Genomic DNA, 13,213 nt, shown 5'->3' with positions numbered 1-13,213 from the left:
AACTTTTTTACTGAGCAAGCATTATGAGTCTTTTCTTAGAAACTAAAAATTTAATTATTACAGCACCTGTATTGGCGGATTTTGATAACTTATATGCCTTACAAACTGATAGTGATGTCATGAAATATATTGGCCAAGGAATTCGTACTGAAGCTGAAATAATGGCTGGATTAGAAAAAGCCATTGCCCACTATGAAAAATATGGCTTTAGTCTTGGTTGCGTCTTTGAAAAAGAAAGTGCCCAATTTGTGGGTCGCGCTGGATTAATCTATGTCGCTTACAATGACAGTCAACCTGATATTGAAGTTGCATATGCATTGCATAAAACGGCTTGGAATAAAGGATATGGTCTTGAACTCGCAAAAGCGCTTATTACCTGGGGATTTCAAAACCTATCCATAGATAAACTAATCGCCGTTATTCATTTGAAAAATGAACGTTCGCGTCGCGTATTGGAAAAAGCCGGCATGAGCTATGCCGGGATAGGAAGATATGGAAATAATGAGGTAGCCTGGTATTCTATTTCTAATTTATCCATAGCTTACGATAAAATTGAGCTCCTCCCCGCTACCTTGGAAGATTATCCGGCCATTCAAAATTTAGGCCGATTTTATGTTTACGATATGAGTGAATACATCGGAGGGGAGAAAGGATGGGAAATTCCAGAAGATGGCTTGTATGAGTGTATTGATTTTAAAAAATATTGGGAAGATCAAAACTCTTTTCCATTTGTTATTCGTTATAAAAATGAACTGGCTGGCTTTGCTATAGTGGATAAAAAGGGAAGTGACGCTGACGTTGAGTTTAATATGGCACAATTTTTTATTGCACGAAAATTCAAAAATAAAGGTATTGGTCGTTATGTTGCAGAGCAATGTTTTAAAAAATTTCCTGGTGAATGGGAGGTGATGGTCCTGCCTGGCAACGAAGGCGCTTATCGTTTCTGGCGGTCGACTATTAAACAGTATAGTGAGAATAACTTTACCGAATATACTCGTGAAATCTTGCATTTGAACAACAGCAAGAAAAATATTTTTAGATTTAACTCAGAAACTTCTGGGGCTGGCTTATAATATCATGGCTATCCTCCACTTGCTTTTTTGTTTAATTCATGCCAAACATAAAAACAAATTTTTATTGCATCAGATTGTAACTTATGGAAAATATAGTGTATTGGTACTTCAATTGTACTATTTATTTTTTACAGGATAAGCTGAGTATCGCTTAATCGTTCTTGAATTTTGCCACACACAAGGATGAGTTTACTTATGAATCAGGGAATGATTAAAAAAATTGCATTAGACCTTTTGCATTCAGCAGGAATTTCACCCAATGGACCTAATCCTTGGGATATTCAAATCCATAATGAAGAATTTTATCAACGCGTTTTTCATCATGGTGCTTTAGGACTTGGTGAAACCTATATGGAAGGATGGTGGGATTGTAAAAGTCTCGATCAATTTTTTACTCAAATTCTCCAGGCCCATCTTGACCAAAAAATTCGCGCCAACAAATGGCTATGGCCTAAATTGCTTCTCCTCAAACTGATTAACTATCAATCTAAAAAACGTGCCTTAGAGGTAGGAAGATTACATTACGATCTTGGTAATGAATTATTTGAATCGATGTTAGATACCCGGATGAATTATACTTGCGGTTATTGGAAAAATGCCAGTGATTTAGATACAGCACAAATCAATAAATTGGAATTAAGTTGTCAAAAACTGAAACTTGAACCAGGCATGCATGTGTTAGATATAGGATGTGGATTTGGTGCTTTTGCAAAATATGCTGCAGAGAATTATGGAGTCAGTGTTGTGGGAATTACGATCTCCAAAGAACAGTGTAATTACGCAAAACAAAATTGCTCTGGTTTACCCATTGAAATTCGTTTCCAAGATTACCGTGATATTCATGAAAAATTTGATCGTGTGGTTTCATTAGGGATGTTTGAGCATGTAGGTTATAAAAATTATCGTACTTATATGCAAAAAGTTAGAGAATGCCTCAAAGGTAATGGTCTTTTTTTATTACATACTATTGGCAGCACCCTCACTCAAACTGCAGGAGATCCTTGGATTAACAAATATATTTTCCCTAATGGCATGCTTCCCTCCATGGAGCAACTTAGTAAAGCTTCAGAGGGATTATTTATTATGGAAAATTGGGTTAATTTTGGTGCATATTATGATCATACATTAATGGCATGGCATGAGCGTTTTGAAAAAAACTGGGCGCAGTTACAAGAACGATATGATCATCGTTTTTATCGTATGTGGCGTTATTATTTATTGGCATGTGCCGGTACTTTTCGTTCGCGTGACACGCAATTGTGGCAAATTGTTTTTTCAAAACATGGAGTTCCAGGAGGATATGAAGAACCCCTATTCACTGGGATTAAAAAAGAGGCTCAGAAAACCAATGAACCACTAACTTTAAACTGCTCTGATGAAATTCGAAGTATATTGGCATAATATACTTCTACTCAATTCAATATTTCTTAGCGAATACCATGCGTAAATGGCTATTAATCGTAATATGTTTCTATTGCTGTTTTTTCTTCAATCTTTATGCAGCTACGTTTCACCAAAAAACAATTAATTATTCTGTAGGAATAGGTCAGCCAATTGTGACCTCAACTGCCGATGCTTTAGAGAAAGGCAAAATAGGTATTAGCCAACGAGTAGAATATTATTCTAATATCCCCCTTTCTGATGCAGTACTATTGCAACATCCCTTAGCCGAAAACCTAAATGCGAGTTTATACGGCTATTTGCTGATTTCTTATGGGTTGCTAGATAATTTATCCATTGGTGCAAGCCTTCCATATGTTGATAATATTTCCTTTGCTGCTGCTGGCTTTAATGAAATAACACATGTTGAAAGCACTCTGAATTTAGGGAGCGCCTATGGGATAGGTGATACCAATATCTTTGCTTTATCGCAATTTCTCGAAGAAGATAAGTACGTCATCTCACTAAGTTTAATTTCTGGTGTTAATGCTCCAACAGGTAAAACAACAGCTAGAGATAATACCGGTACTGTATTTTCCGCCTCTGATCAGCCAGGGAGTGGAGCATGGACTCCATTTGCAGGGATTCTTATTTCGAAACAATTTAACAATTTTTCATTAAGTTCAAATTTAATTTATACCCAAGGAATGGAGGGGGTGCAACATACGACTCTAGGATCTGTATTTGACTATAATTTTGCAACTGTTTTAGAGCTTTATAGGAATGAACAATTAAAATTGGACATTGATGGCATTATAGAACTCAATGGTGAATATGCTACAAAGGACAATATCGCAGGAACGCTTGACCCAAATAGCGGTGGGAATTTTATTTCTTTCTTGCCTGGTATTAGAGTCAATATTCATACCAATTATTCCGGTTACCTTGGTGTTAATATCCCAATAGTACAAAATCTCTATGGAACGCAAGTGAAAAATCAATACGGAATTACTGGGGGAATTGATATTAACATTTAATAAATGATTAATAGTGATTAGCTCGTCGCTATCTTCACCTTATAATCCCCTCGTTTAACGTTTTAATTGTCACTTTAAAACAATTCTTGCCACCAAAAAGAATACCTCATAAAAAAATGGAATTAAAATATCATCCTGTCTTAATATGGATCGTATATGATTAAATTATAGGCAATCCAACTTGGTAGTAAATGATGTCTGCTTTAAAAAATTTTAATGGCGTTGTAAGGGAAGAAGTAAGTCAAAAAAATCAACTAGAAAAAGTTAAGGAACAATTAAACAAATTTTTAGGTAACGAGATTCCTTATTTAAAACAACACCTAAACCATGATAGAAAACCAAACGAAGAGCACTTAAAAAGCAATTCTCAGGAAACTCTTGAAGAAAGAATTCAGAATATTTTAAAAAATATAGAACAAATAGAGAGTAAACTAGCCAAACTAAAATAAATCCTCGATACCAGAATTCGTAATTTACAAAAAGTAGCGATTTATGAAACTTACCTAAGATCTTGTTAAAATCTTTGAAACATCGCTTTCTCTTAACACTGCCAATATCTGTAATCAAATGCAACGGGATAATTTTTTGACTCAATCACTTTCAAACAAGTCTATTTTTCTAGTTTTTTTGCTCATGGCGTAGAAGAAAATCACTGGTGGTACCATTCAGACTTATATCAGGTAGATTTGGAATAATGGTAAGAGGTATGGAATACCTATTATGGGAAACATAAAACCCATTATGTTACTTTTTGTGAAAGTCACTCAGGCCGGACATGTTGTACTAGATAAAAACCTTGTCTGCTCACTCGACTGCATTATTAGTAATGCAGTTTTACCTTAGTGAAAATTAAGAACCTATCTGAAAAAATCGTTGCCCTGAGTTGGACTAAAATCAGCATTATCTCATTAATACTCAATGAATTATGCACGCTTATGAACTATTATGAATTGTTTTAAAATCCCGCAATGGTGCCGAGAAGAGGACTCGAACCTCCACGGAGTTACCCCCACTAGCACCTGAAGCTAGCGTGTCTACCAATTTCACCACCTCGGCATTCTGAGGCTAAAGTACTCATATTTTATAGATCTGTCAATAGGATAACCGACATCTTTTACTTAATTGCGGTGTTATTTTTGATTCTGCACCGCTTCTTTTAATCAATGAAGAATGCACGGATTCCTTGTACTGCAGCACAATGATGTGATAAATAAAGATTTATGTCATTTACGAATACATTTTCAAATTGGCTCATTAATCATGAAAAAAATGTTTATTGCTGCAAGTATCCTATTTTATAGCTCTATTGTAAGTGCGTCCAAGTCCATCATTTGGACGGCGGTATTTGATAATATAACTCCTAGGTCAGAAGATGTTACATTACAATATTGTATGGAGCATACACCAACGGTAATGGTCACTACAGTAGATCAAGTCTTGAGTAAAGAAGGGATAAAGGCTTTAAACGGATTGCGTGTAAACTATAACAGTTACAAGAGTACCAAAAGAGATGGGCTATTATTTAACATAGTTAATGCGACAATCAGCGGAAAAGACTCAAATGGAGAATGGTCTACGCCTATCAAGATGTATCAACAAACGTTAAGTGAGCAGGATCAAGGTAAAACTTGGGTGGTATGGAGCACACCTAAATGTAAAGGAACGTTTATCGGCACACCTACAATAATTAATGATTAACACTATTTTAATCAGTGTAAGGAGCGCCTGCTTTAAGTATACGCTCCCTTACTCCTTGCCATGCCCCTGTGGCAGGAGGAAGTTCTATGACAATAACATCGGCATTAGACGCATCCGCCTTTCTTAATTGATAGTATAAATCAAACGCTACTTTTCCAGGGTTATCTTCAAGCAGATGAAAATGTCCTTCACTAATACCAATTGGTTGTTTGCTTGCTATGACGTAAATGTTATCTCCATGTGTTTTACAAAAATGGGTCAGCATGTCATAGCTGTCAAAATAATATAGCTTTTTTTGGGGTTGATAATGACTGTCTAATTTCCCTGGAACACGCAAGGTATTTTCGCCCCGCAAAGATGGAAGCGCGGTTACTTCTGCTATGGCTTTTTCATCAATAATTCCATGTCGTAAAATTTGATAATTCTTAGCATCAGTTGCATCAATGATGGTTGATTCTATCCCTACAGTACAACGGCCACCATCTAAAATAGTTAATTCTTGATTAGGAAATGACTCACTTACATGCTCTGCTGTAGTAGGACTGACTTTCCCAAATGGATTTGCTGAGGGAGCAACGAGCGGAACGCCCAATTTTGTTAATAACTCCTGAGCAATGGGATGAGCAGGACATCTGATTGCTACTGTCGTTTGACCACCAGTTATTAAAGGGGTAATTTGATTCTGTTTGCAATGAAAAACAAGCGTTAAAGGGCCCGGCCAGAATTTTTTAATTAATTGTTGCGCGTAAATTGGAATGTCTTTAACCAACAGATCAAGCGCCCAATTTTGAGCCACATGTATAATTAAAGGATGATTTAATGGTCTGTTTTTTATTGCAAAAACCGCTTTAATTGCCTTCTCATTATTGATAGGAGCTGCTAGGCCATAGACAGTTTCTGTAGGTATAGCAACAGGTTTTCCGTGTTGCAAATCGTGAATTGCTCGATCAATATTGGTAGTGATTAAAGGCATATACAAAGCATGAATTGAAAATTTGTTATTTTTACACAATTTGCAGGAGAAAGCAGCTACTTTTGCCTTTTCAATAGTACCCGCATAGAATTAAATATAAATAGTGTTGAGGAATCATGTCGTGTTACTTAGTTTATTAGGAAAAACTGTAGATGGCTATTTTTCGTTTATCCCTAGAAATAAACCTTCGCTTGAGCTAATGCAGCCAGTTCGTTTAATTGCGCATAGAGGAGCACATAATTATGCCCAAGGACTTATTGAAAATACACTTTCCGCTTTCGCCTTAGCCAAGGATTTAGGATGTTGGGGAATCGAGTTTGATGTACGCAGTACAGCAGATAATATTTTGGTGGTTAACCATGATGCGACGCTGAAACGTCTTTGGGGGCATAATCAAGAAATCGCTAAAATTAACTTTAATGAATTGCGTGCGCTTGCTCCTAACATCCCTACGCTTGCAGAAGTAATTGCTACATATGGCAAAAGCATGCATTTATTTATTGAATTAAAAACACCTATTCATGACGAAGAAATCTTAGTAAATCAGTTACAAGAATTATCCGCTGGAGAGAACTACCATCTATTAACTCTAAACTCATCAATTTTTTCTTCATTAACACAAATCCCAAAAAAATCTTTATTATTAGTAGCTGCACATAATAATGTGCAAGAATTTTGTAATTTATGCATTAAAGAAAATTATGGGGGGGTATTAGGTCATTATCTTTTGATTCATCAAAAAGCAATCAATCAATTAAGGACCACCCAAAAAATTGTGGGTGTTGGTTTGATCGATTCTAAGTACAGCTTATATAGAGAATTAAATCGAAGACTCAATTGGATTTTTACTGATCGTGCTGCTGAAATAAGCATCTATTTACAGTCCTTACAAAATAATGAAAAATAAACTATAGGATGTATTGACGATTTACTCTGAACCACTTTTTTTACAAAAGCATGCCCAGCTTTCGTTTGTTTCAAACTGGCATTATCTAAATATGGGTGGGCAATAAGCCATTCTTTGCCACCCACTTCAAATTGCGGCATAGTACATCACTCCTGCTTTATTATTTTGATGCATTAAAATTTTTGCTATCTGCAGAGGCCTGCCATCCTCCTCCTAGCGCTTGAAAAAGAGCGACAGTATCTGATAACCGATTGGCTTGTGCTTGAATTAAATTTAATTTGGCTTGTTGATAAGTTAACTCATTGAGAATTAATCCTACAGTACTGCTATCACCCAATGTAAATTGGCGTTGCGCAATGTTCAGGCTTGTTAAGGCTGCGCGTTCTGCGTTGCTTGCCGTTTGTAGGGAAAGAACATCCGATTTAATCGCTTTTAGGGTATCAGCCACATTTTGGAACGCATTAACGACTGTCGCACGATATTCTGCTGCAGCTTGCCTGTAGCTGGCTTCCGCAGCACGTTGTTTATGGCGCAAAGTCCCTGCATCAAAAATGGGCTGAGTGATAATTCCCGCCATTGCCCAGAATTGGGTATTAGATTGCAATAAAGTGCCTATAGTAGTTGCTGCGCTTCCTAGATTAGTACCACTACTATTAATAGTCACATTCGGCAATCGATTTGCAATAGCAACACCAATCAATGCATTTGCTGCATGCATTTGTGCCTCAGCAGCCCGGATATCAGGTCGATTTTCGAGTAGTTTTGCAGGCACAGAAAGAGGAAGCTCTCTTGGAAGATGTAAGGAACTTAAGCGAAATTGAGGCGTATGCTGATCATCTGGAAATCGTCCAGTTAAAGCATTAAGCAAATCACGCTGAATCGCAAGTTGCTTTTCCAGCGGAGGAAGCATTGCTTCTGACGCTGCTAATGTTGCTTGTTGAGTAGCAACATTGGATAACGCGGTATCACCCAATTTTAACTGTTGCGTCATAATTGCCAAAAGTTTTTTTTGATTGGCAATCATGTGCTGGGTTACCGTAATTTGTTCGCGCAAGGCAGCTTCTTGGATAACGGCATTAACCACATTTGTGGTTAGGGTCAAATACGTTGCCTCTAACCGAAAGTGTTGAACCTCTACTTGGGCAACTAATGATTCTATCTGACGTCTTGTACCTCCAAAAATATCAGGTGTATAAGAAACATAAAGCTGACCGGTGAATAAGGAATATAAATATTGATTGCTTGCCAAAACACTTGTAAGAATTTTTGCCGTTTGTTGGTATGTAGGTGAAAAAGAACTACCTACAAAAGGAAGTAGCGCGCCTTTTCCAGCATAGGCGTTTTCAAGAGCAGTGGATAATGATTCTTGAGCTGCAGTTACTGTGGGATTATGTTGTAAACTCGCCAAAACCACATCATCGAGATCTTTGGAATGAAATAATTGCCACCATTGTTTCGGAAGCTCTTTGTTTGGGGCAAAATATTGAGTTCCTCCCATTGTTGTAGCAGTTGCAGGTGTTTTTTTTCCTAATGATTTTTTCGTATAGGACTGAGGTAGCATTTGTGTTGGCCTTTTATAATCGGGACCAACCGTGCAATTGCTTAAGAAAAGAAATACAAGCAAAGCCCCCATACTCGAAACTCGTTTAAAGCATGGGTTAAAAAGCTTATTATAAAGTCCAAAATGCCAATTATCTTTTTTATGCTCACTCACCGCCTCCACCTCCATCGACGCATGCTGCCTCTGCCGTGCTCAATGAAGTGTTCCAAAGTATAGTAATAGGTAGGGAGAATAAATAAAGTCAATAAGGTGGATACCGCCAGACCACCAACAATTACTGTAGCTAAACCGCGTTGTACATCTGTTCCTACCCCAGTTGCTAATGCAGCAGGAAGCATACCAAATGAAGCAACTGTTGCTGTCATGAGTATAGGGCGCAAACGTTCGGCTGCGCCACATACTACAGCACGACTTAAGGATTTATTCGTTTTACGCACCCTTCTAATGTTTGCAATCATAATAATCGCGTTTTGGATGGAAACTCCAAAGAGGGCTATAAAACCAACGGCGGTAGCAACATTGAATGTTTCTCCTGTCACATGAAGTGTGATCAGCCCACCTAGAGTTGCCATTGGAACTACACCCAAAATGAGAAAAACGAGGTGTAATTTTTGGAACTCAAAGAATAAGATAAGTCCCATAAGGACAAACATCAGACCTAAGATATAGATTAATCGTTTTTCTGCACGCTCCTGACTTTCAAATTGACCAGCCCATTCCAGACGAATTTGTTGTGCATCAAATTTTACTTCATGGGCGATGCGACGTTTGGCTTCATTGAGATAAGAAGTAAGATCTCGACCACGATTATCCATCCGTACCGTAACTTCTCGCTCCCCCATTTCATGAGCAATAGTGCTTTCACCAGTTTTATATTTGATGCGAGCTAATTCGGATAAAGGTATTTTAGCGCCATCTGAACTGGTTAAAAATAAATTCCCTAAGGATTCAATGCTGTTTTTATCTGTTTTAGGAAAGCGTACAGTAGCATTGTAAATGCGACTGCCAACATAGATGGAAGCTATTGGGGAGCCACTAAGACCCGTTTGAATTAAATTAGTAATATCAGCAACATTAATACCATAGCGAGCTATTTTTTCTCTATCGGCTTGAATTGTTATTTGAGGAATGGGGGGCTCTTGGAATACGGACGCAGAGGCAGTGCCAGGAATAGTTTTTAATATGGCAACAATTTGATTAGCTATACGACGGCATTCGCGTAAATCATCACCATAAATTCGTAAAGCAAGCGGACTATGGGCCCCTGCTATCATATCATTCACATTGTCAATAATAGGTTGACTTATTCCTATGGTATATCCCGGCATCCTGGCAAACCGTTGTGTTAGTTTGGCAATAAACTGGGCTTTGGTTTCATGATTTGGCCATTGTGCATAAGGCGTTAAACCGACAGGAACCTCCATATGAGAAGGAGTCCACGGATCAGTTCCTTCATCATTGCGCCCTACTTGCGTGATCACATAAGAGACCTCAGGATATTCGAGGAGTGTATCACGTAAGGAACCTGCCATTTGATTGGCTTTTTCCAAGGACAAACCTGGTGGCAAATCGACTTGTAACCAAAGTGAGCCTTCATCCAGTTCCGGTAAAAACTCACGCCCTGCTGTAACTCCTAAAAATAACACTAAGATTAATGTAATTATTCCTAATATATAAGCAATATAAGAACGTTTCAGTAATTGACGGAGAACCGATTGATAGCGTTTGGTTAACCAAATCAGAGGATAATTATGAAATATTTTTTGGGGTTTACGTAATGCTGTATAGGCTAATCCCGGAATAAGTACCAAAGAGCAGATTAAAGCACCTAAAAGGGCATAACTTACTGTATAGGCCATTGGCGTAAACAATTTACCTTCAGCATGTTCAAACGCAAATAAGGGTAAATACGCAGAAATGATAATTAAGGTTGCGAAAAATATAGGTCGAGCAACATAGTTGGTTACTTTTAATGCGTCTTCTACGGTCAACATTGCTCCAGGATTTTCTTCCCTCTGACGTAAAATTGCTTCCATTACAACGATTGCCCCATCAACAATAACGCCAAAATCAATAGAGCCTAAGGAAAAAAGATTCGCAGGCATTTGAGTTAAGTTCATGAAAATAAATACAGTTACTAACGCTGCAGGGATCGCAACAGTGACGACCAACGCACTACGCCAACTCCCAAGAAAGAGCATCAATACAAGTGAAACAAAGACGATTCCTTCAATTACAGTATGCTTTATTTTGTCTAGGGTAAGGTTTACCAATTTATCACGATCAAGACAAGGAACAATAGTCACCCCCATGGTCTTAAGTTGCTCCTGCAATACATCTAATTTGGCATGTACTCCGTCTAATATTTTTCCCGCATTTTCACCCTTACGCATAAGAACGATTCCTTCAATGGTATCGGAATTATGATTTTTCCCTAATATCCCTTCACGCTCTTTATGGCCAAACTCAAGTTTGCCAAGATCACGGATAAGCACGGGGACTCCATTTTGTTGTTTGACAACTATAGCGCCCAACTCGTCTAAGGTATGTACCTGGCCTTTGCCGCGAATAATGTAACTTTGTTCACCTCGAGTGACACGACCTCCACCAGCGAAGGTAGTATTATTGTTTATTGCATTACTAATGTCATTTAAAGAAAGGTTATAAATTCGCATTTTAAGTGGATCGAGGGTAAGTTGAAACTCTTTGGTCAGCCCTCCAAAATTAACCACATCCGAAATCCCTGGGACTTGTTTGAGTTTGGGAATAATCAACCAACGTTGAATTTCTGATAATTCCATTAGAGTTTTAGTATTGGATGTAAGTGTGTAGCGATAGATTTCACTGCTTGATCCAACTAGAGGATCCAAAGAAGGAAAAATGCCCTGTGGTAATGAAGTTTGGCTTAAAATTTCTTGAACACGCGCTCGGGGAAAGTATTCGTCTGTTCCATCCTTAAAAACCAACGTAATTAATGATAAGGCAAAAGTGCTACTGGAACGTAGAACAGATATGTTGGGTACACCCACCAGCGCCCGCTCTAAGGGGATAGTAATTTGTTGTTCTATTTCTTCTGCAGCTAATCCAGGTACCTGGGTGGTCACAGAAACACTTACATCATTAAGTTCAGGATAAGCCTCAACCATCATTTGGGTGCTTGAAATATAGCCATAAATGCCAATCAGAATAGCGGCTCCCCATGCAATATGGCGACGACGAAAACATGCAGCGATTAGTTTATCAATCATTGACCAGTATTCCTCCGGAAACAACAACACGATCACCATGTTTTAATCCGGAGCTAATCCGTACAACATTTTTATCTTCAGGACCAAGCACTACGGCACGTGATTCAAAAGTCCATGGGGCTGTTTCAACATAAACGGAGGTGGTGTCATCATTCATGAGAATTGCAGATAGCGGCACAATGACTTGTTCGTCTTGTGGCAATTCCATTTGTACTGTCGCAAACATATTAGGTTGTAGTTTGTGATTTGAATTGGTAAAAGCAATGCGCGTTTTATTACATCGGGTATCAGGATCAATTAAATTATTAACAAATGCCACTTTGCCCTCCCAAACTTGATGAGGGTAAGCAATTAATGAAATTGACGTTTTAAGTCCTTTCTCGACTAAAGCAATTAAATGTTCTGGTACACAAGCAGCAATCCATACTGACTGAATATTAGATAACGTCAACATAGGTATTGTTGGATCATTAATATATGAGCCTATACCATAATTGATTGCAATTACTTTGCCCTCGATAGGCGCTTGAATTCGTAACTTACCAGGTTCATTATTGCCTAATGATTTTAATGCCGCTTGAGCACGTTGTACTTCGGCAAGAGCTTGGGTGTAGTTACTTTGTGCTTGTTCAATATCTTTGACAGAGTTGGCGCCCGCGCGATTGACTTTTTGGGTACGATTTAATGTTTCTTGAGCCTGCTTCAATATACTCATTGCCTGAGTCATATCAGAATATGCTTGTGCTAAACCCGCTGATTGTAACGTTGCTAAAATTTGATTGCGTTTGACTTCATCACCGAGCTTGATATTCAGTTCAGTTAAATGTCCTGTCAGCGGAGGAAGAATATTCACGGTACGCACTGGATCCGCTTCAACTACTCCAGGTAAAAAAACGCGATGAGGTTCTTTCGATGTTTTAACGGGACGTACAATGAGTTGAGCACGCAAAGGGGAGTTTTCTGGGACAAAAATATGATGATCTTTGCGAATAAGCATTGGAGTAACTGCTTTTTTAGGCTTGCTGATCATAAGCATCAAGCAGCTCTTAATCAGAAGAATAATAACCAAAAGCATTAGTAGAAGAATAATAATTCGCAATATTTTGGTACGAGGAAACTGCTTTTTATCAGGATCATGAAAAGTTGAAAATAAAGAGCGTATATCCATAGAGTTACTCTTTCTGCAAATTTATAGTGTATTTCATTAAGAAAAATGTTCTAAGGAGAAAAAATAAGCAAAAGAGATTAAAAAGTGCAGCAATGAGCACATACATAACGTGTTTCCGTGTCATAAATTTTTGTACCCAGTATAATGAAACTTCTTCCTATGTGCTAT

11 protein-coding genes and 1 tRNA gene are annotated in these 13,213 nt (G+C 38.0%); 6 read left to right on the top strand and 6 right to left on the bottom strand.

Going from position 1 to position 13,213, the window contains the following annotated elements; all coding sequences use genetic code 11:
- The first annotated feature begins 23 nt into the window (after window positions 1-23).
- The 4 genes from Lsan_RS13740 to Lsan_RS13725 all read left to right on the top strand — a co-directional run bounded on the left by Lsan_RS13740 (window position 24) and on the right by Lsan_RS13725 (window position 3,939).
- The gene (locus tag Lsan_RS13740) at window positions 24-1,073 is read left to right on the top strand and encodes a GNAT family N-acetyltransferase (protein WP_058514784.1); all 1,050 of its coding nucleotides are present in this window, start codon (window positions 24-26) and stop codon (window positions 1,071-1,073) included.
- A 195-nt stretch (window positions 1,074-1,268) separates the two neighbouring features.
- Window positions 1,269-2,474, top strand: a complete 1,206-nt coding sequence (cfa, locus tag Lsan_RS13735) for a cyclopropane fatty acyl phospholipid synthase (protein WP_058514783.1) — start codon at window positions 1,269-1,271, stop codon at window positions 2,472-2,474.
- Between the two features lie 38 nt (window positions 2,475-2,512).
- Window positions 2,513-3,490: a hypothetical protein gene (locus Lsan_RS13730; RefSeq protein WP_083505148.1), complete on the top strand. Its 978-nt coding sequence runs from the start codon at window positions 2,513-2,515 to the stop codon at window positions 3,488-3,490.
- A gap of 194 nt (window positions 3,491-3,684) precedes the next feature.
- The gene (locus Lsan_RS13725; RefSeq protein ID WP_058514782.1) at window positions 3,685-3,939 is read left to right on the top strand and encodes a hypothetical protein; all 255 of its coding nucleotides are present in this window, start codon (window positions 3,685-3,687) and stop codon (window positions 3,937-3,939) included.
- Between the two features lie 520 nt (window positions 3,940-4,459).
- On the opposite strand, the gene Lsan_RS13720 is transcribed toward Lsan_RS13725, so the two are convergent.
- Window positions 4,460-4,546 (bottom strand) — tRNA-Leu (locus Lsan_RS13720).
- Window positions 4,547-4,660: 114 nt separating this feature from the next.
- Between Lsan_RS13720 and Lsan_RS13715 the strand changes: the two genes are divergently transcribed.
- Window positions 4,661-5,188 carry a hypothetical protein gene (locus Lsan_RS13715; RefSeq protein WP_237762142.1) on the top strand — a complete coding sequence of 176 codons (528 nt, stop codon included), beginning with the start codon at window positions 4,661-4,663 and terminating at the stop codon, window positions 5,186-5,188.
- Window positions 5,189-5,195: 7 nt separating this feature from the next.
- Here Lsan_RS13715 and Lsan_RS13710 read toward each other — a convergent pair whose 3' ends face one another.
- Window positions 5,196-6,161, bottom strand: coding sequence for an L-threonylcarbamoyladenylate synthase (locus tag Lsan_RS13710; protein WP_058514781.1), 966 nt, complete (start codon window positions 6,159-6,161; stop codon window positions 5,196-5,198).
- Between the two features lie 121 nt (window positions 6,162-6,282).
- On the opposite strand from Lsan_RS13710, the gene Lsan_RS13705 reads away from it, so the two are divergent.
- The gene (locus Lsan_RS13705) at window positions 6,283-7,068 is read left to right on the top strand and encodes a glycerophosphodiester phosphodiesterase (RefSeq protein ID WP_058514780.1); all 786 of its coding nucleotides are present in this window, start codon (window positions 6,283-6,285) and stop codon (window positions 7,066-7,068) included.
- Here Lsan_RS13705 and Lsan_RS22190 read toward each other — a convergent pair.
- Genes Lsan_RS22190 through Lsan_RS13690 form a run of 4 tightly spaced genes read right to left on the bottom strand, consistent with a single transcriptional unit; the run spans window position 7,035 to window position 13,045 of the window.
- Window positions 7,035-7,208, bottom strand: coding sequence for a hypothetical protein (locus Lsan_RS22190; RefSeq protein ID WP_157068312.1), 174 nt, complete (start codon window positions 7,206-7,208; stop codon window positions 7,035-7,037). The genes Lsan_RS13705 and Lsan_RS22190 overlap by 34 nt on opposite strands.
- Window positions 7,209-7,228: 20 nt before the next feature.
- Window positions 7,229-8,782 carry an efflux transporter outer membrane subunit gene (locus tag Lsan_RS13700; protein ID WP_237762141.1) on the bottom strand — a complete coding sequence of 518 codons (1,554 nt, stop codon included), beginning with the start codon at window positions 8,780-8,782 and terminating at the stop codon, window positions 7,229-7,231.
- Window positions 8,779-11,877: an efflux RND transporter permease subunit gene (locus tag Lsan_RS13695; protein ID WP_058514778.1), complete on the bottom strand. Its 3,099-nt coding sequence runs from the start codon at window positions 11,875-11,877 to the stop codon at window positions 8,779-8,781. The genes Lsan_RS13700 and Lsan_RS13695 overlap by 4 nt, the downstream gene beginning before the upstream one ends.
- Window positions 11,870-13,045, bottom strand: a complete 1,176-nt coding sequence (locus Lsan_RS13690) for an efflux RND transporter periplasmic adaptor subunit (RefSeq protein ID WP_058514777.1) — start codon at window positions 13,043-13,045, stop codon at window positions 11,870-11,872. Before Lsan_RS13690 ends, Lsan_RS13695 begins: the two co-directional genes overlap by 8 nt.
- Window positions 13,046-13,213 lie beyond the last annotated feature (168 nt).

The organism is Legionella santicrucis, assembly GCF_001468135.1.
Classification (GTDB): Bacteria; Pseudomonadota; Gammaproteobacteria; order Legionellales; family Legionellaceae; genus Legionella; species Legionella santicrucis.
The sequence above is the reverse complement of the archived record's forward strand: the minus strand, read 5'-3'. Positions and strand labels throughout refer to the sequence as shown.